Origin of the sequence: Croceivirga radicis (genome assembly GCF_002072105.2) — a bacterium.
GTDB classification, from domain to species: Bacteria; Bacteroidota; Bacteroidia; order Flavobacteriales; family Flavobacteriaceae; genus Croceivirga; species Croceivirga radicis.
The window spans coordinates 109,052-132,243 of sequence record NZ_MTBC01000002.1; the positions used below are offsets into that span (position 1 = coordinate 109,052).

Annotated in this window: 23 protein-coding genes and 1 tRNA gene; 17 read left to right on the plus strand and 7 right to left on the minus strand. The window is 35.9% G+C overall.

The genetic code is table 11. From position 1 onward, the window contains the following. Nucleotides 1-13 precede the first annotated feature (13 nt). The 9 genes from BUL40_RS03390 to BUL40_RS03430 all read left to right on the plus strand — a co-directional run bounded on the left by BUL40_RS03390 (nt 14) and on the right by BUL40_RS03430 (nt 7,308). A complete protein-coding gene (locus BUL40_RS03390) occupies nt 14-412 on the plus strand; it encodes a response regulator (RefSeq protein ID WP_010518638.1) in 399 nt (132 codons plus the stop codon). A gap of 79 nt (nt 413-491) precedes the next feature. Continuing rightward, on the plus strand, nt 492-1,034 hold the full coding sequence (locus BUL40_RS03395) for a heme NO-binding domain-containing protein (RefSeq protein WP_080318089.1): 543 nt from the start codon (nt 492-494) through the stop codon (nt 1,032-1,034). After that, complete coding sequence (locus tag BUL40_RS03400) at nt 1,027-3,375, plus strand: PAS domain-containing sensor histidine kinase (RefSeq protein WP_080318090.1); 2,349 nt, start codon at nt 1,027-1,029, stop codon at nt 3,373-3,375. Before BUL40_RS03395 ends, BUL40_RS03400 begins: the two co-directional genes overlap by 8 nt. Next, nucleotides 3,375-4,499: an FIST signal transduction protein gene (locus BUL40_RS03405; RefSeq protein ID WP_080318091.1), complete on the plus strand. Its 1,125-nt coding sequence runs from the start codon at nt 3,375-3,377 to the stop codon at nt 4,497-4,499. Before BUL40_RS03400 ends, BUL40_RS03405 begins: the two co-directional genes overlap by 1 nt. A gap of 1 nt (nt 4,500) precedes the next feature. Further along, on the plus strand, nt 4,501-5,553 hold the full coding sequence (locus BUL40_RS03410) for a sensor histidine kinase (RefSeq protein ID WP_080318303.1): 1,053 nt from the start codon (nt 4,501-4,503) through the stop codon (nt 5,551-5,553). Next, nucleotides 5,553-5,873, plus strand: coding sequence for an Hpt domain-containing protein (locus tag BUL40_RS03415; RefSeq protein WP_080318092.1), 321 nt, complete (start codon nt 5,553-5,555; stop codon nt 5,871-5,873). The genes BUL40_RS03410 and BUL40_RS03415 overlap by 1 nt, the downstream gene beginning before the upstream one ends. A 5-nt stretch (nt 5,874-5,878) precedes the next feature. Continuing rightward, nucleotides 5,879-6,601, plus strand: a complete 723-nt coding sequence (locus BUL40_RS03420) for a LytR/AlgR family response regulator transcription factor (protein WP_080318093.1) — start codon at nt 5,879-5,881, stop codon at nt 6,599-6,601. 73 nt (nt 6,602-6,674) lie between these two features. Continuing rightward, entirely contained in the window at nt 6,675-6,977 is a 303-nt protein-coding gene (locus BUL40_RS03425) for an STAS domain-containing protein (RefSeq protein ID WP_080318094.1), read from the plus strand. A gap of 4 nt (nt 6,978-6,981) precedes the next feature. Beyond that, nucleotides 6,982-7,308, plus strand: a complete 327-nt coding sequence (locus tag BUL40_RS03430) for a hypothetical protein (RefSeq protein WP_010518630.1) — start codon at nt 6,982-6,984, stop codon at nt 7,306-7,308. Between the two features lie 70 nt (nt 7,309-7,378). Here the strand turns inward: BUL40_RS03430 and BUL40_RS03435 are convergent, their stop codons facing one another. Then, the gene (locus BUL40_RS03435; RefSeq protein WP_080318095.1) at nt 7,379-9,463 is read right to left on the minus strand and encodes a tetratricopeptide repeat protein; all 2,085 of its coding nucleotides are present in this window, start codon (nt 9,461-9,463) and stop codon (nt 7,379-7,381) included. 402 nt (nt 9,464-9,865) lie between these two features. Here BUL40_RS03435 and BUL40_RS03440 point away from each other — a divergent pair, with 402 nt between their 5' ends. The 5 genes from BUL40_RS03440 (at nt 9,866) to rfbD (ending at nt 14,831) form a co-directional block, all read left to right on the plus strand. Then, nucleotides 9,866-10,129, plus strand: coding sequence for a hypothetical protein (locus BUL40_RS03440; protein ID WP_080318096.1), 264 nt, complete (start codon nt 9,866-9,868; stop codon nt 10,127-10,129). Between the two features lie 10 nt (nt 10,130-10,139). Beyond that, nucleotides 10,140-11,402 (plus strand): MATE family efflux transporter, encoded by a 1,263-nt coding sequence (locus BUL40_RS03445; RefSeq protein WP_080318097.1) that lies wholly within the window; start codon nt 10,140-10,142, stop codon nt 11,400-11,402. A 3-nt stretch (nt 11,403-11,405) separates the two neighbouring features. Beyond that, nucleotides 11,406-12,635, plus strand: a complete 1,230-nt coding sequence (locus tag BUL40_RS03450) for a glycosyltransferase (RefSeq protein WP_080318098.1) — start codon at nt 11,406-11,408, stop codon at nt 12,633-12,635. A 31-nt stretch (nt 12,636-12,666) separates the two neighbouring features. After that, nucleotides 12,667-13,890, plus strand: a complete 1,224-nt coding sequence (locus tag BUL40_RS03455) for a response regulator (protein WP_010518625.1) — start codon at nt 12,667-12,669, stop codon at nt 13,888-13,890. Nucleotides 13,891-13,967: 77 nt separating this feature from the next. Continuing rightward, nucleotides 13,968-14,831 (plus strand): dTDP-4-dehydrorhamnose reductase, encoded by an 864-nt coding sequence (gene rfbD, locus BUL40_RS03460; protein ID WP_080318099.1) that lies wholly within the window; start codon nt 13,968-13,970, stop codon nt 14,829-14,831. On the opposite strand, the gene BUL40_RS03465 is transcribed toward rfbD, so the two are convergent. Further along, nucleotides 14,828-15,928 (minus strand): DUF4407 domain-containing protein, encoded by a 1,101-nt coding sequence (locus tag BUL40_RS03465; RefSeq protein WP_080318304.1) that lies wholly within the window; start codon nt 15,926-15,928, stop codon nt 14,828-14,830. The genes rfbD and BUL40_RS03465 overlap by 4 nt on opposite strands. A gap of 293 nt (nt 15,929-16,221) precedes the next feature. On the opposite strand from BUL40_RS03465, the gene BUL40_RS15715 reads away from it, so the two are divergent. Further along, complete coding sequence (locus BUL40_RS15715) at nt 16,222-16,359, plus strand: hypothetical protein (protein ID WP_157832783.1); 138 nt, start codon at nt 16,222-16,224, stop codon at nt 16,357-16,359. Nucleotides 16,360-16,535: 176 nt separating this feature from the next. On the opposite strand, the gene BUL40_RS03470 is transcribed toward BUL40_RS15715, so the two are convergent. Continuing rightward, nucleotides 16,536-17,930 carry a dipeptidase gene (locus BUL40_RS03470; protein ID WP_080318100.1) on the minus strand — a complete coding sequence of 465 codons (1,395 nt, stop codon included), beginning with the start codon at nt 17,928-17,930 and terminating at the stop codon, nt 16,536-16,538. A 102-nt stretch (nt 17,931-18,032) separates the two neighbouring features. On the opposite strand from BUL40_RS03470, the gene BUL40_RS03475 reads away from it, so the two are divergent. Continuing rightward, nucleotides 18,033-18,114 (plus strand) — tRNA-Leu (locus tag BUL40_RS03475). Between the two features lie 43 nt (nt 18,115-18,157). On the opposite strand, the gene BUL40_RS03480 is transcribed toward BUL40_RS03475, so the two are convergent. The 3 genes from BUL40_RS03480 to BUL40_RS03490 form a co-directional block, all read right to left on the minus strand. Then, nucleotides 18,158-18,652: a GyrI-like domain-containing protein gene (locus BUL40_RS03480; RefSeq protein WP_080318101.1), complete on the minus strand. Its 495-nt coding sequence runs from the start codon at nt 18,650-18,652 to the stop codon at nt 18,158-18,160. Nucleotides 18,653-18,663: 11 nt separating this feature from the next. Continuing rightward, nucleotides 18,664-20,184 (minus strand): hypothetical protein, encoded by a 1,521-nt coding sequence (locus BUL40_RS03485; RefSeq protein ID WP_244901813.1) that lies wholly within the window; start codon nt 20,182-20,184, stop codon nt 18,664-18,666. A gap of 308 nt (nt 20,185-20,492) precedes the next feature. Then, the gene (locus tag BUL40_RS03490) at nt 20,493-21,008 is read right to left on the minus strand and encodes a VOC family protein (RefSeq protein ID WP_080318102.1); all 516 of its coding nucleotides are present in this window, start codon (nt 21,006-21,008) and stop codon (nt 20,493-20,495) included. A 154-nt stretch (nt 21,009-21,162) separates the two neighbouring features. On the opposite strand from BUL40_RS03490, the gene BUL40_RS03495 reads away from it, so the two are divergent. Further along, a complete protein-coding gene (locus BUL40_RS03495; protein ID WP_010518618.1) occupies nt 21,163-21,438 on the plus strand; it encodes a winged helix-turn-helix transcriptional regulator in 276 nt (91 codons plus the stop codon). A 342-nt stretch (nt 21,439-21,780) separates the two neighbouring features. Here BUL40_RS03495 and BUL40_RS03500 read toward each other — a convergent pair whose 3' ends face one another. Next, the gene (locus BUL40_RS03500) at nt 21,781-23,157 is read right to left on the minus strand and encodes a sugar porter family MFS transporter (protein WP_080318103.1); all 1,377 of its coding nucleotides are present in this window, start codon (nt 23,155-23,157) and stop codon (nt 21,781-21,783) included. Nucleotides 23,158-23,192: the final 35 nt, after the last annotated feature.

The window sequence follows — 23,192 nt, forward strand, 5'->3', positions numbered from 1 at the left end:
AAACAAGCAAGTAATGAAAGTATTATTCATTGAAGATGATATGATAGAGTGCATGAAAATGCAACGTGCCGTATCCAAATTCACTACCAAACACCAAATAATAGAGGCAAAGAATGGCGAGGAGGCCTTGAATATTCTTAAGGGAGGTGACTTACCAGATATAATATTTTTAGACTTGAACATGCCAAGGATGAATGGAATAGAATTCTTAGCTATTCTAAAAAATGACGAAAAACTTAGATACTTGCCTACTATAATTCTTACTACTTCTGAGAACCGTACAGATTTATTGGAATGTTTTAAGATTGGCATTGCAGGATACATTATTAAGCCCTTGAAATATGAAGACTACGAAGACAAAATTAAAAGGGCTTTTCAGTACTGGGAAATTAACGAGCTAATCAAAGGTTAATACCCAAAATACTTCTTTGTTACCTGCATAATAAGTAGTCTATTTCTTACGTTTTACTACAAACTAACGCTGTCTTATTATGAAAGGAATTGTATTTACCGAGTTTCTTGAAATGGTAGAAGAAACTTTTGGTCTAGAAACTGTGGATACTATTATAGAAAATTCAGAATTGCCCTCAGGAGCCGCTTATACCGCGGTGGGCACCTATGACTTTAATGAAATGGTGCAGTTGTTAACAAACCTGAGTCAGGAAACGGAAATTCCCGCAAACGACTTACTGTATACCTTTGGCACCTATTTGTTCAATAGTTTGGCAGGGGTGCATCCAGAAGTAGTGGCAGGCTATAAGGCACCACTTAACCTACTATACTCTATAGAAGACCATATTCACGTTCACGTTAAAAAACTATATCCAGACGCAGAACTACCTACTTTCAAAATTTTAGAAAAGACAGACAATACCATGGTAATGATTTACAGCTCTACTAGAGGTTTGTATGCATTGGCACATGGATTAATGACCAAAACTTTTGAGCATTTTAATAAAAGGGTAGATGTTGATATGGAGTTGCTTAACGAGCAGGGAACCGAAGTAAAGTTTTCTATAGTCCAACATGGATAGCAACAAAGAAGTAGAATTACTAAAACGTGCCTTAAAACGAGAGAAAACAGCGCGTAGGGCAGCAGAAAGTTTGCTTGAAGAAAAATCTAAGCAGCTTTATGATGCCTCTATGCATTTACGAGAAGTTAACGGTAGGTTAAAAGGCATGTTATCTACCAAGGATTCTCTTTGGGAAGACGCATTTGTAAATATCATAGACCCTTATGTGGTCATGGATATTGCAGGGAATGTTTTGAGTATGAACCAAAGTGCCAAGGAATTTTTTGGCTTTGATCATGAAAAACAAAACATTAACCTCACGTCCTTAGTTCACAAGGATTACGTAGAATACACCAAAAATGCATTTGCCTCCTTAATGCATACGGGTATTATTAAAAATTATAATGCCAAACTTAACACCTTATCCAATGGGGAACGCTACGTTAACATGAACGCGAGTCTTATATACGATGATAAGGGCAATCCAATTGCTGCTCAAGGTGTAATTAGGGATACAACCAGGGAAGTAGAAATAAAAGAGTTGCTAGAAGATCAGAAAAAGCAACAAGATATTATTGTAGAAAATTCCTCATTAGGCATCTTGCTTACGGTAAAAGATGTAGTTGTAAAAGCAAATAAAACGTTTGTAGAGCTACTAGGTTATTCGGCAACGGAACTGGCCAGTAAAACCTTGGATGATATATCTTCTGTAGAAGATTTAGATGCGTTAGAACACATTTTAAAGAGTGATGGTACCGCGGTAAGCGATAAATATTCTATAGTACGAAAATTTAGAAAGAAAACAGGTGAAACACTTTTCGGAAAAACATCGGTAAATACCGTACGCAATAAAGAAGGAGAAATAGTCTATCAAGTGGTCATGATAGAAGATATTACTCAAGACCGTATTGCAGAAGAAAAAATACGGGCTTCTGAGCAACGTATGTCTACTTTAATTACCAACCTACAAACAGGAATTCTTCTAGAAGATGCCAATAGGAAAATGGTATTGACCAACAAGAAGTTTTGTGAGCTTTTTCATATACCCATTGCTCCAGAAAGTCTAGTTGGTGTAGATTGTAAAGCTTATCTAGAAAAAAGTAGAGCTGTTTTTAAAAATCCTGACGCGGTTATTGAAAGATTGAATCGTGTTTTAGAGGCACGTGAATTGGTTATGTCAGACGAGATAGAGCTAGCAGATGGGCGTACCTTAGAGCGAGATTATATTCCACTTTACGTAGATAATGTTTATCAAGGGCATTTATGGTCTTATAGTGATGTTACTATTAAAAAGAATTACCGCAAAAACTTAGAGGCAGAGCGCAGAAAGTATGGCAGTATTGTAGATAACATGAATCTAGGTCTGGTAGAGATAGATGGCGATGGTAATATTCTAATGACCAATAGTCGTTTTTTAGAAATGATTGGGTATTCCAAAGAGGCTATTGTTGGCCAGAACGTGGTAAGTTTAATGCAATTAGATGATGTTAATAGGAAAAAAATACGGGAACAGATTAATAAGCGTAAGCAACATGTTTCTGATTCTTATGAAATAGAGATAACGGATTACAATGGAAATCTGCGACATTGGTTAATTAGTGCTGGTCCTAATTTTGATGAATCTGGAAAGGTTATAGGATCAATTGGTGTGCATTTAGATATTACCGAGCAAAAAGAGCTAGAAAAGCAATTGGCAGAAAGTAATAAAGGTTTGCAAGAATATGCACATATTGTTTCTCATGATTTAAAATCGCCCTTAAGAAGCGTTACGGCTTTAATAACTTGGCTGCAAGAAGATTATGCCGAGGTTTTAGATGAAAATGGTAAAAATACCCTAAGAATGATTACCGATAAGATTGAGGGTATGGACAGACTTATTGGGGGTATTCTCAAATATTCTACCGTAAATAATGATACGTTGGACAATACCGCGGTTAATTTGAACAATGTGGTAGAAGAGATTACGGACATCATCTACATACCAGATAACGTACAGGTAAAAATTAAGGGAGATTTACCAACCATACAGGCAGATAAAGTAAAAATGCACCAATTGTTTCAGAATATCATTGGTAATGCCGTGGTTAACATAGATAAGGAGGTTGGCCTTGTAGAGGTATCTGGTAAAGAAACAACCTCACATTGGCAGTTTAGTGTTAAAGATAATGGTGTTGGTATCCCTAAGGAATACCATGAAAAAATCTTTAAAATATTTCAATCTATTGGCAATAATGAAAGAAGTACAGGTATAGGATTGTCCATTGTAAAAAAGATTATAGATAGGTATCACGGAAAAGTTTGGCTAGATAGTGAAATTGGAGTAGGTACCACCTTTCATTTTACCCTTAAAAAGAATTTGTAATGAAGTTCAATCAAGGCATAAAACAGAAAAATAAAGAGTGGGACTTTACACAACAAACACCCCTTGACAATCCTTTGGTTTTAGTATTTGGAGACCGTTATTTACTAGAGTCGGAAACGATTTTTGAAGAAGTACGTGAAATGTATCCAAATGGTGAAATTGTTTTTGGTTCAACTTCAGGAGAAATTTACAATACCAATGTTTTTGAAGAGTCTGTAGTTATTACGGCAATAGAATTTGAAAAAACAACATATAAAATAGTAACTGATAATGTTAAAAATTACAGTTCTATAACAGAATTGGGTAGGTCTTTGGCCACTAAATTACCCAAAGAGAATTTGAATCACATTTTTGTTGTCTCAGATGGTAGTTTCGTAAATGGTAGCCAACTAATCAAAGGTATTGAAGAAATTAGTAAGGATACCGCCCCAATTACAGGTGGACTTTGTGGAGATGGCGCTCGTTTTGAAAAAACATTGACCGCTTACAATAGCAATCCAAAAGAAGGAGAGGTTGTAGTAATTGGGTTTTATGGGAAAGAATTGGAAGTTAGTTATGCAAACTATGGTGGATGGTCCGTTTTTGGCCCAAACCGATTGGTAACCCGGTCTAAAGACAACGTGTTGTTTGAAATTGATGGCCAGCCGGCATTAGAGTTGTACAAAAAATATTTAGGAGAAAAATCTAAAGATCTGCCACAAGCGGCGCTGCTTTATCCGTTAGCTGTAAAAGTTGGTGATAAAAAACCTTTGGTACGTACCATTTTAAATATAGATGAAAAGACAAATTCTATGATTTTGGCTGGTGACGTTCCAGAAGGTGCAACGGTGCAATTAATGATGTCTACTATGAACGATATTGCTGAGGCAGCTTCCAAAGCGGCTAATTTGGCGATGGAAAAACGGAGTAAAAAACCAGAATTGGCCCTATTAGTAAGCTGTGTAGGTAGAAAATTGGTTCTAGCGGGTAGAACAGAAGAGGAAATTGAGGAGGTAAGGGATGCTATTGGTGATACTGCCGTTATAACTGGTTTTTATTCTTATGGTGAAATGGCACCATTTTCAGGAAAAAAGAACTGTCTTTTACACAACCAGACAATGACATTAACCTTAATGAGTGAATAATATGCATTCGTTGCTTAAAAGACAAATACGAAAATTTTTACCAGATAGTTGCAAAGGCAATAAAGATTTAGAAGCGTTTCTAGAAGCCGTAAATAGGTCTTATGTAGATTATGATGATAAGTTAGATATGATACAACGTGCCACGGCATTAAGTTCAGAAGAATTGTATGAGGCAAACCAACGATTGAACAAAGAAACCGATAGCCAACAAAAAATTCTAGATGCCTTGAGTACGGCAATTGCAACTATGGAGAACAAAACCGTATCTGATAGCAATGAGATTAAAATAAAGACATCTGAGCTAGTAGAAAATATTGAAAAACAAACCAAACGCATAATTTCTATAAACCAAGAAAAAGACGAGTTGCTAACCAATTTAGAGCGAAAAAACGAAGCTTTGAACAATTATGCCCATATGGTTTCCCACGATTTAAAATCGCCCATTAGAAATATACATTCGTTGGTTGATTGGACCTATGAAGATAGCTCAGAGGATTTTAAGGCTACCTACAAAGAAAATTTTGATTTAATCTTTCAAAATTTAACCAAAATGGATAGCCTAATAAATGGAATACTAAAGCATGCTACCATAGATGCACTAGAAGAAGACACGGTGCCCGTAAACTTAAATACATTGGTTGGCGAAATACAACGCACCATATTTGTGCCAGAACATGTAGCCATCACTATTAACGGTGAGCTTCCCGTATTAATGGCCGGTAAATATCGATTGGAACAACTGTTTAAAAACTTATTGATCAATGCCGTAACCGCAGTCTCAGATAAACCAGAGGGCAAGATTGTTCTTTCTGCGGAAAAAGATGGCGATAACTGGTTTTTTACGGTAAAAGATAATGGTAAAGGTATACCAAAACATTTACAAGACGGTATTTTTGATATGTTTAAAAAGTTGGAAAACGATGCGTCCGCAACCGGTATTGGTTTGGCCTTGGTCAAAAAAATAATTAATTATTATAACGGTAAAATCTGGTTAGACTCACAAAAAGGTCTTGGAGCCATTTTTTACTTTACGTTGAATTTAAAGGAGGTGTAATGGAGCATGTAGTAGACCTAGCTTATCTAAACGATATTTCTGGCGGAAATGAATTGGTACGGAACAAATTTTTGCAAGTGGTAAAAGTAGAGTTTCCACAAGAAAAAGCGGCTTATTTTGATTTGATGAAATCTAAGAAAAACAAAGAAGCAGCAGAGTTAGTCCATAAAATAAAAAATAAATTTGGTATTTTAGGTTTAAATAATGGATACCAAATTGCGGTAGACTACGAAGAAGGGCTCAAAGTTGAAGATTATTCCCTCAAGACAAACTTTGAAACCGTTTTAACAGTTGTAAGTAATTATATTCAGAAAATTTAAAACACGTGAACTGTATTGTCATAGATGATGAAATGTTATCCCAAGAAATAATGGGGCAGCTAATATCTACTCATTCCAAGTTAGAGATAGCAGAGAAATTTCCTAGTTGTATTGCGGCGTTAAAATATTTGGGGGATCATAAGGTAGATTTAATTTTTCTTGATCTGCATATGAAAGATTTTTCTGGAGTAGATTTTTTGAAAACCATTAGTAGTGATCAAAAAGTTGTTTTAACTACATCTGACCCATCATTTGCATCTGCTTCCTATGAATATGACAACATAGTAGATTATTTGGTAAAACCAATAACTTCTGATCGTTTTGAAAAAACAGTTTCTAGAATAGAGGCTGCCTTTGCAGAGCAGAAAGCACCAAAAGCTGCTAGTGCAGATAAGGAAGAAAATGGTAGTGCAGGAGATGAGTTGTTCATCAATATAGATAGAAGACTAATTAAACTTAAATTTAAGGACATTCTATTTATAGAGGCCAAAGGAGACTACATCCATGTAAAAACAATAAAAGAAGACTTTAGGGTACACAGCACCTTAAAAAAGATTAAGGACAAACTTCCAGAGTCCTTGTTTATGCAAATTCATAGGTCCTATGTTATCAATTTCACTAAAATTATTGATATACAGGATAATAGTGTGCTCATAGAAAAAAGTGTAATTCCAATAAGCAGGTCTCAAAGACCAAACCTAATGCAGCGGCTAAATTTGCTACAATAAAGCTCGTTTTGATGCAATAAAAGTAGGAAAATACGTTATATATAAACAACTTTTAGCGTGTTAGTGTAACGTTATGGCTTTAGAAATTGCAGAGAAAGATGGTGTTGTAGAATTAAAGGGCAAGGTTAATGCCCATAACATTGGTGCCATCTTAATATTTCTACAAGAAAAGTTATTAGTGGAACAAAACTTAAAAGTAGACCTAAGTAAGGTGCAGCAGTTGGATATAAAAGCTGCCTTGTTGTTAGAAGAATTATATAGAGCTTCTAATCTTACAATAAAAAGAACTCAATTTTATGGAAAGGATAATGCATGTGTTATGGAAACCTTGAGGTTTACCAAAACCGCTTATATCCTATCAGAATCTAAATCTTGATTTTATGGTTACCGAACAACCTAGTACAACCTACATAGATGATGTAGCCGGCTCTGATGCAGACTTTAGAGCAAGTTTTATCAACATAGTAAAAATGGAATTTCCAGAAGAGTACCAATACTATCTAAAAATGTATGAAGAGGGCAACTTAACGGAAACCGCAAGCATTGTTCATAAATTAAAGCATAAGCTTAATATTGTTGGCCTACAAGAAGGGTACAAATTAGCCGTTACCTATGAAGAAGAATTAAAGGCAGGTTCCGCAGCATTACATACCACGTTTTTACCGGTTTTAGATAAAGCAAAAGAATTTATAACCACACTAGAATAAGTTAGTAGGGTCTATTTACATGCAAAAAAGGGTGCCATTGGCACCCTTTTTTATATTCGATTAGTTCTTATTAGTTTTCTAGTAATGCCATATCCTTACCAAACAGTTGATTAAAGAATAAGGGTTTCTCCGTTATATTCCATTTAAGTCTCAGCCCCATTTCTGTAAACTGAAAACCGGCACCAATGGCAGATGCAATATTACTATACTTTCCATAAGCGGTAAGGCTCAACCGTTTGGTAAATGCATGTGTAAGCCCGCCTTCTGCACGGTAGATCACCGTCATGTCATCTTGTTCTACTTGCTGTAAACCGCCAGCGGCGCTAACATATCCTTTTGTTTTCTTGGATAAATCACCTCTTAAATCAAAAAACAATTCCATGTTTTTGTAAATAGAGGGGCTAAAATATATTGTAGGTACTTGGTTTTTAAAGGATAAATATTGAAAGTTTACCCCAAATTTAAATGCAGGTTTCTTAAATAGGTTATAATACAAAGATGTAAATAGCAATTGCCTAACATTCTCATCAGTCTGGGTGGTATACATTGCTTGGGTATACCAACCTAGATTAAAATTTGTGCCTAGGTTATAGGTAAGCCCGTAATGGTTCATGATAATTTCTCTTTTTATCAATTCTGCGTTAAAGGCTTGTACTTCTCTTTTATAATTAAGCTCTAGACTATTTAATTTTAACGGTTTGGTTTGTAGTTTAACATCTAATAATGGGGTTATGTAGGTAGTGTCCAAAAAACGAGCAGCGTATACACCACCGCTAGCAATTAAATTAACCCTAGGCACCAATTTGTAGCTTGCCGTTCCTGTAAATGTATGTGAGCTAGCCTTATTTACGGTAATCTCATTTTCACTATTTCTATATTGGTACAAAAATCCGGTTTTAAACTTAGGGCTTATGGGTATATCTACTGTAGTGGTAGCCGCGTAGGCTATATTGTTTCCATTATCAAAAGTATATTGAAGCCATTCTTCTGCTGTTGGCGTATTTTGCAGATTAAGTTTTTCTATAAATCCAACTGCATCTTTTTGGTTCTCATAGATTTTAAGAGTGTTAAATGCGTTTTCATAGGCCGGCACTAAATTGTCATTGGCAAACATAGCATTGGCTTTTCCCATATTACCATCAAAAGAGGTGCTGTCTCGCTCCAAAATAACATCATAATTGGTAATACTGGTTTTAAAGTCACCGGTATACATGCCTAGTGTTGAGCGGAGCAAGGTGAGCCAATTGCTGTTAGGATAATGTTTTTCTAAACTATCTATTTTTTTTCTGGCCACCACATATTTTTGATTCCAAATAAGGGCTTGAATGTATCTATTATAGGTATCTTCTATCTGCGGATGGTTTGCCACCATATCTACCTTTTTTTTCGCCTTTAAAACGGAATTTAAAGCGCTTTTATCATCTTCTTTTAAATGATAAGCAAGAGAAATACCATTTAAAGCGGTAATACTGTCTGCATGCGTAGTTGCCAATCTTTTATAAGTTGCAATTTGTTTATCATACTCTTTTGACATTAAAAATAGGTTGGCTAAATTTTGGAGTCCTTGCTTATCTTCAGGAAAATCTACAAAAACCTTGTTCAATAAGTTTTCTGCAGGTTTAAATTGATCTATTTTAGATAACTTATAGGCATATCCCAAATAAATATATTTTCTAGAAACTTTTGCTCCTTCATTTTCGGGTTCCATGGCAATAGCTTTATTTACCCATTCCAGGGCCGCATTATATTCTTGTAGATTAGAAAGGGTATTGGCCAAGCCTAGAACGGCTCCAAACTTATCTGGATTGTTTTTTACAAGTTGCTGATAATGTGGTTTTGCTTCTTTGAACTTTCTGGCCCATAAAAATGCTTCGCACCAGTTAGATTCTATCTCATAGTCATTAGGATAATCTGCTTTCATAGCCTCAAAATAGGTTATGGCTTCTTCTGGTTTACCACTTAAACCAAATGCTCTACCGTAACAAATTCTAGCAGATTTATTCAAGGGGTCCTCTTTTAAATAGGCTTCAAAAAAAATTGAAGCTTCTTTAAATTGTCCAGAATCCAATAGACTAAACCCTTTGGTAATGTCCATTTGCGCATTGGCCATCCAACAACAACAAAAAGCTAAAATAGCTATACTATTTAATTTCATAAAAAGTAAGTTAAATACTACAAATATGTAACGTCGTAATTTGGATTTTATTAGTGAAAAGGGAGTATGTAAAGTTAAATTATCTACATACACATTCAATAGTAAGCTTTTTAACGTTGGTCTATACTAGTTGGTAATTGGTCTAATGCACTTTAATACAACTGGTTAAAAGTTAAGATTTTAGTTAAAGCAAGGGTGCGGAGAATTAATATGCCAGAGAATTTATGTTAAATAAAACTTAAAAATATTTGAATAATCAATTGAATAATATGGTTTCTGGGCGATGAAATTAACATAAATTAAAGAAAAGTACGTAAAAACCTACAATAAATATAGGAATTAGCGTTATAGGTAATATGAGGCATTTGCTCTCCCAAATTAATTAACCTACAAACTCGCCTTATGGCTTTACATATTAAAGAGTACAATAACGTAATTTACATCCAGGGATGTTTAGATACCACTAATCTCACCTGTTTAAGGAGTTACTTAATACCGCAACTAGAAGCCGGTAAACAGTTAATGGTCAATGTAGATGGTGTGTCCACTATTACCAATGAAATGGTTAAAGAGATGCATGCGCTAAAAAAAATTGCGCAAGAGGTTAACGGAAGTATTTCTTATTACTCCAACAATCATAAAGACATTTACAAATATCAGACTTAAAATTAACTGAATGGAAGCTTTAAAAACGTTACATAAACGGTTATCACCAGAGCAATTGTTCATGGTAAGCGTTATTGTAGTTAACGGTGGTAACTATTTATATAATTTATTACTTGGTAGAATATTGGGGCCAGAAGCTTTTGCAGAGGCCGCTTTATTAATTACCCTATTATTGGTTTTATCTTTTATTGGAATGACTTTTCAGTTGACTGCAGCAAAATTTGCGGTAGAATTTACTGGAGAAAAATGGCATGCATTTAAAAATAGAACCTTGTTTTTGACTTTGGTTTTCGGGGCTGTGGTTGGGTTGTTGCTAATCTTGTTTTCAGCAAGTCTAAAAAGCCTATTTCATACAGAGAGCGCATGGATGTTCATCATTTTTGCCATTGGTATACCCGTTTACTTTTTTATGAGTTTAAACAGGGGTATTTATCAAGGCAAACAAGAATATGCCAGCTTATCTACAACTTACCAAACAGAAATGTGGAGTAGGTTACTTTTGACCATAGCACTATTATTCATTTTGCCCTTGCCAACGGGAATAGTAGTTGCCATTGGTATTCTAATATCTTTCTTCTTTGGTTTGTTCCCATCTAAAATTAAAAGTCTAAGGATTAACAAGTCCTTGGTTTTGGAACCAGTGGCCCGTAAGCATGTTATACGGTTTATGTGGTTAACCGCTGGTTATGAATTAACGCAAATTATTATAAACAATAGTGATATTCTTTTGGTAAAACATTTTTTTGAAGCCAAACCTGCAGGTTTATATGCGTCTTTGGCCCTAATTGGAAGGGTGGTTTATTTTGCAGCATGGATGTTTGTTATGCTTTTGTTGCCAACTGTGGTAAAAAACCGTAAAGAGGGCAAACCAACAGCTCCGGTTTTAATAAAATATGTAACCTACATTGGTGGTTTGGCCATATTAATTGTAGGGGTATGTTTTTTAATTCCAGAAACCGTAGTAAATCTAATGTTTGGTAAAGCCTATATAGAAGTTGCCCACATGTTGTGGAAATACGCGCTAGCTACCTCATTATTTGCCCTAAGTAACATATTTGCGTATTACTTTTTATCCTTGGATCATTACGTTCCAGTTATTCTTTCAGGAATCCTTGGCATGTCCCAAATCATATTGATTTTATTTTTTCATGATAGCCTTAATACGGTAATTCTTATGCAGATTATTGCCATGGCTATTTTACTGGTGGTACAACTAATGTACTTTTTGAACAAAGAAATATTTAATTCCCAAATTAACATAGATAATCCTTAACCTATGAGATTAGCAATAGTAACGGCCTACCCTCCCAGTAAGGTTACCCTTACGGAGTACGCATACTACTTGGTAAAGCATTTTAGAATGCAGCATCGTGTAGAAGAATTGATTTTATTATGCGATAAAACAGCAGGTGAAAAAGACTTGGATTTTACGGAAGATGGTTGCAAAATTACCGTAAAAGAATGTTGGCGATTTAATGATTATGGCAACTTGTTTAGCATAACCAATGCTATAAGAAGCACCAAGCCAGATGCGGTATTGTACAATCTGCAGTTTATGAAGTTTGGAGACAAAAAGGTGCCAGCTGCCCTAGGGTTGTTATTACCTTTTATTACAAAGGTTAGTGGTGTGCCCACGGTATCTCTTTTGCACAACATAATGGAGACCGTGGATTTAAAGGATGCTGGTTTTACCAATAACAGGCTTTTGGCAGCTATCTACAATTTTATTGGTTCTACATTAACCCGTTTTGTTTTAGCGTCAGATGAGGTAGCGGTAACCATTAGTATGTACGTAAAAACACTTAAGGCGAAGTACAAAAAGGACAACATAAAGTTAATACCACACGGCACCTTTGAACTACCGCCACAACCGGATTATACATTACCAAAGGGGCCAAAGCAAGTTATGGCGTTTGGAAAATTTGGTACCTATAAAAAGGTAGAGGTAATGATTGAAGCCGTAGAACAAATTAGAAAAAGAACCCAAGAAGATATTGAAATTGTTATTGCGGGTACAGATAGCCCTAATACACCTGGATATTTGGCAGCTGTTGCAAAAAAATATGAACACGTACCACAACTACGATTTACGGGGTATGTTCCAGAAGAAGACGTGCAACGTATTTTCCAAGAAAGTGCGGTTGCTGTATTCCCCTATACCTCTACCACGGGTAGCTCCGGGGTACTGCACCAAGCAGGTAGCTATGGTAAAGCAGTTGTACTTCCAGATTTAGGTGATTTAGGAATATTGGTTAGAGAAGAAGGTTATACGGGTGAATTTTTTGAAGCGGATAATTCAGATTCACTGGCCAATGCCATAGAAAAAATATTGGTTAATGATGCCTACAGGGTAGAATTGGGACAAACCAATTACCAGGCAGCTACCTCGTTGCCAATGTCTAAAATTACATCTATGTATTTAGATCTTTTTGAAGCGATTGCCAAAAGAAGGGGAAAAGTATGTAAAGAAAAAATAGAAGAAAAAACAGAAAAGATACTGGCGTAGCCTAGGTATTTCCATATAAAAACTTACAACAATGAAAATTTTAGCAATAGATGATCAGCAGTTAATCTTGATGTCTTTACAAAAAAGACTTCAAGAATTGGGGTATCAGGTGCAAATTGCCAGTAACGGTGTTAGTGCCAAAGCGGTATTTGATGAGTTTGAGCCAGACTTGGTTCTAGTAGATATTAATATGCCACAAATTAGTGGTTTAGAATTGGTCCAATACTTTAGAAACACCAAGAATTCAGAGGTGCCAATTATGGTATTGTCTGGAAATACAGATGAAGAAACTATTCTCAAAGGCTATGATTTGGGAATTAGCGATTACATGAAAAAGCCGGTTAGTCTCAATGAGGTAGCAGCTCGAGTTAAAAATTTAATAGGCGTGCCAGAACAATCTGGTGTTTCACATAAAAACGATACAAACCAGATGTTACAAGAATATGTGGTTGGTGTGGTAATACCTTGTTACAACGAGGAGGAGCGTTTGTTGAGTGATGAATTCCAGTCTTTTGTAAAGCAAAACTTAGGATATCACCTCTGTTTTGTAAATGATGGTAGCACAGACAACACCCTGGCTGTTTTAAACAAACTGAAAGAAGGCCATGAAGACCACATTAGTGTTTATGATTGCCCGCAAAATGGAGGTAAAGCAGAAGCAGTGCGTTTGGGTACGCTGCACTTGGCCCAAGATCCACAGTTAGATTATATCGGGTACCTTGACGCGGATTTATCCACGGATTTTAAAGATTTTGACGATTTAGTGCAGACCATCAGAAAGTCAGATTATAAGATAGTCAGTGGTTCTAGAATGGCTAGAATGGGGGCGGATATAAACAAAGAATCTGCTAGGGCAATAATTAGCAAGACTATTAATTTTTTAATACGCTCTATCTTAAGAATGCCGTTTAATGATACGCAATGCGGAGCAAAAATCATGGATAAGGAAATTGCTACCTTGGTATTTGGCAAACCTTTTTTGACCAGATGGTTGTTCGATGTTGAAATTTTTAAACGAATTAGCAATGCCTATGGAAGACAGCAAGCAATAGCAATAATTTGTGAGCAACCATTAAAACGTTGGATTCATGCAGACGGGTCTAAACTATCTTTTAAAGATTCTGCCAAGATTATATTTCAACTGGCGCAAATAGCTTTTCATTACAGGTTAAAAAAGAATAAAGATCGTAAGACCAAGCTTGTAAAGACCCCAAAAAACGTAATCAACAATACATCGGTTTCTCCTACATCTTAATCAGTAACTATATACTAGTTTTAAAAGTAAACCGTTAACTTAATAGCTTACAATTTGAATTAAAACTACTTTAACGTATGAAAATTTTGGTAACAGGCGCAAAAGGGCAGTTAGGACAAACCATTGCAGGATTGGCTCAAAACTACCCAAGTTTTGATTTTGATTTTAAATCTTCATCAGAATTGGACATTACAAATGCCGAAGCGGTAAAAGCTTTATTTGCGTCTAAATCCTATGATTATTGTATAAATTGTGCAGCATACACTAAAGTAGATTTGGCAGAACAAGAAATAGATCTGGCCAGAAAGGTAAATAGTATTGGACCTAAAAACCTTGCGGCGCAATGTAAACTACATGATGTAGTTTTATTGCATATTTCTACAGACTTTGTTTTTGATGGTTTTTTGAACGAACCCTATCGGGAAAAAGATATAGCTAGGCCACTTGGCTTCTATGGCGATTCTAAATATAAAGGAGAACGCTACATTGCCGAAAACCTGCCGGAACATTTTATTTTTAGAACATCCTGGTTGTATTCAGAATATGGTCATAATTTTTTAAAGACCATGATAAAGCTTGGGGACGAAAAGGAAGAACTAAGTATTGTTTACGATCAATTGGGAACACCCACGTATACAGAAGACCTGGTAGAGGTAATGTTGCACATAATTGAACTGGGTAGTACGGCATACGGCGTGTATCATTACAGTAACGAAGGGGTTGCTAGTTGGTATGATTTTGCTAAGGAGATATTTGATGTGTCTTCTACCAATGTTAGATTAAAACCTATCCTATCTGCTGCATATCCTACACCAGCAAAGCGCCCAAAATATAGTGTTTTGGACAAGTCCAAGATTAAGGGCACTTTTGGTATTGCCATACCTCACTGGAGAGATAGCTTAAAAAAGGCGGTTGGTGCTTTAAAAAAGGAAAGCGTTTAAAGCCCTTTTGCCTGTACTTTATGAAAAGCATCTGCTTGTAGTTTTAACAAAGCTTGTGCTTTTTCTTTCTTATAATCGTATAATTCCTTTTCGTTTTTTAAGTCTTGGTAAATCTCCGTATTTAATTCGGCATCCGTATCCATTAGTAATTTACGTTGTGCAACTTTTTGGTTTACCCAGGTTGCGACCACGCTTTCTGCTTCTTCAATTTTAAAATCGTACTCACCTTTACTAGATAAAAGTTTGGTAATAATTGGGGCGGTTTCAATTGCCAGAAAAAGCAGGAATATAAAAAAGGAGGGTAGCCAGGGCAGTTTACCCAAGGCATCTATTCTAGCCATTAAACCATCAAAATTATTAATTACAGGTTGATCTTGTACAACCTGATCTTGGTAAGCGGTATTTAATTGGCTAATTTCATTTTCCAACAAGTTTATTTTTTCTGCGTTCGTTTGTTTTAAAACATTTAGTTCTGCTAGTGCGGCATCATGTTTTTCACGTTTTTCTTTATAAACGGGGCCTTTACCCAAAAGGCCAGTACCAGCAGTGCCTTCGGCTTCGTTAATAAAGATGTCGTATAAGGCATTTGTCTCAGCTTCCTTTGCGCTAATTTCATTTTGGAGCGCTTTTATATTTTCTTCTAGTTTTAAAATTTTAGGTTGATATTGAAGCGCTATTTCTTCTTGGTTCTCCAAGGTCATTCTATTTTTTTCCGTAAGTAAAACTTGGTCAATTTCTTTCTTAAAAATTTTAAGTTCCAGCGGTTTTGAAATCACTATGGCAATAATCAAGGCCAATATAAGTCTAGGTATGGCCTGTAGCACCTCTTGGTATTTGCGTTCTTTCTTTTTTAGCGTACTAACAATATAGCGGTCTAGATTAAAAATCAAAAGCCCCCAAACCAAGCCAAAACCTATGGCTATATAATAATTGTCAAAAACCGTATAGAGGGCGTAAGAAGCAGCAATAAATGCCATTAGGGCGGTAAAGAATACAGTAGCGCCTATACCTGCGTATTTGTTTTGTTCTGCTTTGGAACAGGTATCCAAAACATCTGCATCTGCCCCAGAGCAGAGAATAAAAAATTTACCTAACATAATAGTGTTCGTTCTTTGATTAATGGTATTAGAACGCAAACCATGATACTTTGTTACAGTAATTCTGCTAAAATTGAGCCAAAATGCTAGTTTAACGGCATTTATTGGCGACTAACTGCATGTATAAGATTCAAGGTTAAAACGCTATAGGATTAGCTGGTCTTACTAAAAATACCATTCGTCTACACTTTATTACAGCTAGGGCTTACTGCTAATTTTTAACGGGTTTGCGGTGGTACTTTTGAATCAAATAATAAAAACAAGTACAACAAACTATAAAAAATAACATCAACATGAAAAGTCCAAACAATAACAAGATGTATAGCGGTATGGTCATATTCAACAACAGGCAAAAAGAGTTTAGCATCTGCGATGTGGAACTTACCGATACCGAATTGGTAATTGCGGTGTACAAGCCAATTGCTTGCTAATAATAAGATTATTTAATGGTACTGTTTTTCCCCCAAGTCTTAATCCCCCAAGTTTTTAAAGTACCATTAACAGAAAGAGGCCATTAGGTAAAGCAAGTTCTAGATGTTTTGGTGTAGTGTTATCTAGAACCGGATGATTGAACAACATCCTGCCATTACCAATGGCCTCTTACATTTTATTGCTGTGTAGCAAGTTCTGTATAATACTTATAAAAATAAGGTATGGTCTCAATACCTTTTAAATAGTTCCAAATGCCAAAATGCTCATTGGGTGAGTGTATGGCATCACTATCCAATCCAAAGCCCATTAAAATTATCTTACTGTCCAAAATTTGCTCAAATAATGCTACAATAGGTATGCTTCCTCCGCCACGTTCGGGTATTGCTATTTTACCAAATGTAGTCTCATAAGCTTTTGCGGCTGCTTGGTAACCAATGTTATCTATTGGAGTAACATACGGTAATCCGCCATGATGCGGTTTTACCTTTACTTTAACTCCTTTTGGGGCAATAGCCATAAAGTGATCCATGAACAATTGGGTAATTTCATCTGGATCTTGGTCTGGAACCAGACGCATAGATATTTTAGCAAAAGCTTTACTAGCAATTACGGTCTTAGCGCCTTCTCCTGTATAACCACCCCATATGCCATTAACATCTAAAGTTGGTCTTATAGAATAACGTTCTGGTGTGGTATATCCTTTTTCACCATAAACATCGCCAATATCCAATGCTTTTTTATAATCCTCTACATTAAAAGGGGCCTCTGCCATCAAAGCTCTATCTTCAGGAGAAAGTTCTTCTACCTTATCATAAAAACCAGGAATGGTAATGCGGTTATTCTCATCATGTAGGGAGGCTATCATTTTAGATAGTATATTGATTGGATTGGGTACGGCACCACCATAAATACCAGAGTGTAAATCTCTATTTGGGCCGGTAACTTCTACCTCTACATAGCTTAATCCTCTTAGTCCTGTAGTAATTGAAGGAACGTCGTTTGCGATCATACCCGTATCGGAAATAAGGATTACATCGTTCTTTAATTTATCTCGGTTTTTATCCAAAAAGGCTTCCAAACTATCGCTTCCAACTTCTTCTTCCCCTTCTATCATGAACTTAACATTACACGGCAATACATCTTCCTTTATCATGTATTCTACTGCTTTAACGTGCATGTAAAACTGGCCTTTATCATCACAAGCCCCGCGAGCAAAGATAGCACCGTCTGGGTGTAGGTCTGTTTTTTTAATTACAGGTTCAAAAGGTGGAGAATCCCATAGATTCATTGGGTCTGGGGGTTGTACATCGTAATGGCCGTATACTAAGACCGTTGGTAGTTTTGGATCAACAATTTTTTCGCCAAAAACAACAGGATAACCATCTGTTTCACATATTTCCGTGGTGTCGCAACCAGCTTCTTTTAATGCCTTTTCTACAGCTCTAGCCGCGTCTATCACGTCTTGAGAGAAAGCGGTATCTGCACTTATAGATGGAATTTTTAATAAATCGATTAATTCATTTAAAAAGCGATCTTTATTCGCTTCTATGTATTCTTTTACGTTTTTCATTTAATCAGTACTTCTTAGGATAAAAGTACTAAAAAGAACTTTTTCTTCTCTGAATGTTTTACAATTCAAAATTTGAAGTATATTTGCATCCCGATTTGAACTGCGGATGTGGTGGAATTGGTAGACACGCTAGACTTAGGATCTAGTGCCGCGAGGCGTGGGGGTTCGACTCCCTTCATCCGCACAACTTTAAAACCCTTCTTTTAAGAAGGGTTTTTTTATGCTTTTTATTTTGGTTTTACAGGAATGTAAATCTTTTCTTCGGAGTGTGCATCATTATTTTTATACTGTTCCCCTAACAGTTCAAAATGTGGTCTATTGTCTAGTACGTATTCAGAATTAGGCAGCCACTTTGAAAAAATATATTGAAAAATGGATGGGTCATTGCTGGGCCCTTTGTACTTAAACACAGCATACAAGCCCTTTTTTAACGTAAAAGATGCTAGGCCTTCTGGAATGCTAGATAAATCAGAAACCGGCACTAACGCCCATTTTATAAAGCTTTTGTCTGGACTAAATTCTTTAAAATAATTGATAGGGTACTCTTGTAAGGATAGTTTGTAGTTAGCTGTTTTGTTTTCTATGTCCTTAATTCTGGGTCCAAATCGGGACCATAATAAGCCCGTAGTGTTATGGGTAACACTCATTTCTAAACTTAGGCCTACCAATTGTAGTTCGGAAAAGTGTTCTATTGTTGGTGTATTTATACCATTAATTAGCATAATAACATAGTTTAAGACTTAAGAAAGGAATCAAAAAAAATGAGAGTCTCTTGAAAAGGCTCGTTCGTATGCATAGAAGTATGGTCTACGTAAAGGGTGGGGCAGTTAGGGTAGTCTTTTTTTAATTGTACCCATTCTTGCCATTTACTTCGATAATCTTTTATATATTCTTGAACTTTTTCGTGGTTTATAGGGCGCTTTAAATCTACTTTAGCTTTGGCAATTTGAATTTTCCAAATGATGGCCATAATTTCATATTTAATTCTTCCGTAAGTTGTAGACACTTTAAGGAACGAATCTAATTCGGGTTTTGGAATAGTAATTTCTTGGGCAAGTTTTTCCATTAAATACCAATTTTCTAAGTTTTTTTCTTTTTCGTTTAAAACCTTGTCAATAATTTCTTTGCGTACAACTTCTTTTAAATCAATGGCAGATAAGTAATGGTCTCTACACCACCAAGTGTCCGCAAAAAAATGTTTGCTTGCCTGTCCGTAATAAACCGCATCCGTGGAAAGAAGATTTAATTGTCTAAATTTTTTGGCATCTAAATCGGACAGTTTTAATTGGTTAATAGCATAATCCATAAAAATGTCTTCTTCTGTTTTTTTAGGATTATGAACAAAGGTTCTTATGATATATTCATTTAGGTCCATCCAAAGTTCGTTATCAAAATAAGGCCCTACCCAGCCGTCACCTCCTGTCCATGTCCAAACTCCTTTAATTTTGGAGTCTTCGTATAAATCAATAAGTCCCTTTTTAACTTCCATCTCTGACCAGTGCTCAATAATACCTTTACCAATATAGTATGGATGACTGTTGTTTCCGTAACACCCAGCTTGGTTCATGGATACTTCTATAATTTGTTGATGTTTACCAAGGCCAATAGTGGTATTAAAGGGATAGCCCCGATTAAAATCATAATTTACATGTTTAATACAAAAGAAAAGTAGCGGGTGTGGTTCAATGGGATTGGTTGCATCAAGGTAAAATTTAGGTTGGGTATGAAACCATCCAAAATCCCAGGTTCTATAAAAAAGTTTCTTATTACGTTTTAGGCAAATTTCTTCTTTTAGAATATTAATCATTATCGCATGCTCCTCAGCAGTCCTTACGGGGGTCTCTCCTTTATGGTATGGAGTATCGTGTACATATGTTTCACCATGTCTTATGGTTAACCCATCTAAATCTGGGAATCTCTCAAATATTTCTGTAATCTGTGCACGCAAGATTTGTTGTGTACGTTTCCGCTTTATGGAAAATTTTTCATCAATCTTTAATTCTGTATCATATTTTTCTAATAACGAAACTGGTAAAACCAATACATCTGTAAATGGATATAAAGGTAGCCCAGCCTTTTTACTATTGTCTATTTGGGTTCTTATGGATGCAGCATGTCGTTCTATCCAAAGTCGTTCATCAGTTTTTAAAGGAATTATTTCATCCTCAAAACTATCATAGGTTAATCCGCATTGCACTTCCATTTTAGGAATTTGTCCGGTGTATCCTAAACTATCCAAGTAATTTGGGTACAAGTATTTGGTTTCTCATTTAGGCTCACCAGGATTGTGGTAGACCATATTCAATAATTCCGAGTAACGTTTGGTTTGTTGTGCAGATACGCCGATAAAAAGTAAACAGAATATGTTTAATAAAAAATGTCGATTCATGTTGGTCATATTGGTTTATCTAAAAATACTAAAGCGTATTCTTTTAATATGTTTAAATCTATTATGTTAAACGGATTGGTGCTTCTTTGTGATTTTTAAGACGGCTATTAAAAAAGCATCCCAAGATGGATGCTTTAAAATAAGTTTGGATAATCTCTTTAATGCCTGGCTTTTTACATGTCCGCATAAGCGCCGGAAGAATAGGTAAGCTCATAGCTATGGGTGTAAATTTCAAAAACTACACCAAAAGGATCCTCTACGTAACACATTTTATAGGGTTTATTGTCCGGGTAATAGGCTCTAATTGGCATTCGCTGTTTACCTCCATGGGAAATAATTTTTTCTATCAAGCTCTCAATATTTGGATCCTGTACGCAAAAATGAAATAGACCCGGACTAAAGGGGTTAAATTCTGGTTTGTTCTTTGGTGTTTCCGGGAATGAGAATAGTTCTATGCCCACACCATCAGAAGTGGACAAATGGGCAATTTCAAAGGTTTCCCAATCTTCTCCAAAAACATCTATACACATTTGACCAATAGCGGTCTCCTTTTCTTTTTTTACAAGACTAGGAGGCATAATTACGTACCACCCCATAACATTCTCATAGAATGATACGGCAGCAGTAATATCTGGAACGGTAATACCAATATGTGAAAATGTTCGGGGGTATGTATTTTGTTCTTTCATGTTAACTTAATTTTGAAGCAAAGTTGTTGATTAGTTGTATGTAAAACAATAACTTACTTTTTTTTACTTATAGTATCTAAAAGAGTAAAATAAACAAAATCAATTATTTGCAATTTTGAAAAATAATAAAATTTATTGTCCTCTTAACAAAACCATGGAGCTCATTGGTACCAAATGGAAGCCCCTTATTCTTTTTCACCTATTGGAAGGTCCGCAACGATCCGGCATTTTACAAGCTAAAATACCGGCAATTTCCAATAAAATGTTTACCCAGAGTTTGCGAGAGCTAGAACGAGACCACCTTGTGTATCGAGAAGTTTTTCCAGAGGTGCCACCAAGGGTTGAGTACGGCCTAACCAAGAAAGGGTTTACGTTGAAAGAAATCCTAATTTCCCTAGATACATGGGGCAAAACCATTCATGATGGTTAATAATTTTCTAGTTGGCATAAAAATAAAAAGCCTCTCAAGATGAGAGGCTCTTATAATCTGTTTTTATTTCAGCTTAAAAGTGTAGGCCTAAAGCATCAAATACCCCTAAAATGTCACAAATAATGCAAACGGGTATCGCAATTAGTATTATTACCAGTACGGTTACCATAATACGTAAAAAGCCAGCTAAAAAACTAAAACCTGTAGTGTTCTCTGCCATAGGTTGATTATTTCCTATCAAGATAGTGAAATTTAACCTGTTCGGTTCTAATAATCAGTACAATACTCGATTAACTGCTTGTTTGCCTATACGTATTGCAGAAGTTTAATTATTACCTACCGCTATTTTTTGCCCAATCTTTTCGCCAATTCTTCTAAAGAAATACCTTTTGTTTCGGGCATTAAGAATGCGGTAAAAAGTAATTGTAGCACCATCATTCCTGCAAAGAAAATAAATATTGGCCAAGGATTATCTTTAAAAATACCTATTTCACTATCCAAAAAGGTTGGGGTAAGTAATGTAATCAGCGCAGCAAAAACCCAATGTGTTCCTGTTCCCCAAGACTGTCCGTAGGAACGCACTTTATTTGGAAAAATTTCGGATATAAATACCCAAATTACAGCACCTTGACCTACTGCATGTGATGCAATAAATACCAAGATAAAGGTTAATAATACTGCAGCGTTCAATCCATTGTAAAAACAAAGCCCAACCATGGCAAGACTAATTATATAGCCTATAGAGCCTATATACATTAGTTGCTTGCGACCTAGGCGGTCTATTAATGCCAAGCCCACAAACGTAAATAGTAGATTTATTACGCCAATACTTATAGAACTGAACAAAGATTCTCCAGAGGCCAAACCAGCCCTTTCTAGAATTTCTGGTGCGTAGTACAGAACAAAATTTATACCTGAAAGCTGATTGAAAAATGCGATTAAAAATGCCAATAGTAGGGGTTTGTTATACTTGCCAGAAAACAGACTTTCTTTTTTGTTTTTAATGTTTTCTACCATAGAAACCTTTATTTCCGTAATGGTTACTTTGGCTTCATCTTCTTGAATGCCCAATAGGGTAAGTGATCTTATCACCAATGCATCGGCATGGTTTTTCATTAAAAGCCATCTTGGGCTGTTAGGTATTTTAGCCACCATTAAGGTGTAAATTAATGCAGGAATGCCTTCTACCCCCAGCATCCAGCGCCAAGCTTCGGATTCATTGAAGAAAGTGCCAATAACGTAGTTAGATATAAAGGCTATTAAGATACCAAATACAATATTAAACTGGTACATTGCCGTAAGTCTACCTCTATTGGAAGAATTTGAAATCTCAGAAATGTAAACTGGTGCTGCAACGGACGAAGCCCCAACACCAACACCACCTATAAACCTAAAAAAGGAAAAGCTATAGGCTTCTGGTGCAAAAGCAGAACCAACGGCAGAGAGAAAGTATAGTACGCCTATCCATAACAGCGTCTTTTTTCTTCCTAGTTTGTCTGTTGGTATACCACCAAATAATGAACCCAAAACGGTTCCCCATAGGGCCATGGACATAATAAAAATACCGTGAAATGTAAAAATAGAATCGCCTAAAAACCAATTGGTGTCCCATAACTCTTTAATAGGTTGGTTGGCCCCACTGATAACAACGGTGTCAAATCCAAAAAGAAAGCCTGCTAAGGCGGCAGTCATTGATATTCTTAGTATTCTTTTATCCATTGGTTTGGTTTGTTAGTTGCGATAAAACTAAACAA